At 68.3% G+C, this 637-nt stretch carries 1 protein-coding gene; it reads right to left on the bottom strand.

Features of this window, described 5'->3' with window-relative positions; all coding sequences use genetic code 11:
* Window positions 1–637 (bottom strand): TolC family protein (locus F3J18_RS37735; protein ID WP_166917238.1); only part of this gene is annotated, 637 nt, incomplete at both ends.

Below are 637 nucleotides of genomic sequence, written 5' to 3'. Positions count from 1 at the left end.
CCAGCGCCTGCTCGACCACCGTCTGCGCCTGGCGCAGGTCCAGTTCCGAGCCGGTGCCGTTGTCGAACTGCAGCTTGGTCAGGTTGTACGAATCCTGGGCCGTCTTCAGCGTGTCCTCGGTGACCTTCAACAGGTCGTCCGTGGACTGCAGCGTCAGGTATTGATCCGCCACCTGCGAGATCAGCGAGATCTCCGCCGCCTTGCGGGCCTGGGCCGTCGACAGGTATTGCGCCAGAGCCTGGTCCTTCAGGCTCTGGATCCGGCCGAACAGGTCCAGCTCCCACGAGGCCGACAGGCCGACGTTGTAGCTGCGCGAGATGAACGGCTGCCCTGTCCCCGTGGTCGCCACGCCGGCCGGCAGCCGCTGGACGTTGCCCGTGCCGGTACCGTCGAGCGTCGGGAACAAGCCCGCACGCGTGATCTGATACTGCGCGCGCGCCGCCTCGATGTTGAGCACCGAGACGCGCAGATCGCGATTGTTCTTCAGCGCGATCTCGATCAGCGCCTGCAGGCGCGGATCGGCGAAGAAGTTGCGCCAGCCGATGTCGGCGGCGGCCTGGCCACTGGCGCTGCGCGCGCCGTCCGCGCCCGGTTGCGTCGCGTAGACGCCGTCGGACGGGAAGCTGCCCGACACGGG

The organism is Burkholderia sp. Ax-1720 (assembly GCF_011753035.1).
In the GTDB taxonomy this organism is placed as follows: domain Bacteria; phylum Pseudomonadota; class Gammaproteobacteria; order Burkholderiales; family Burkholderiaceae; genus Burkholderia; species Burkholderia gladioli.
The sequence above is the reverse complement of the archived record's forward strand: the minus strand, read 5'-3'. Positions and strand labels throughout refer to the sequence as shown.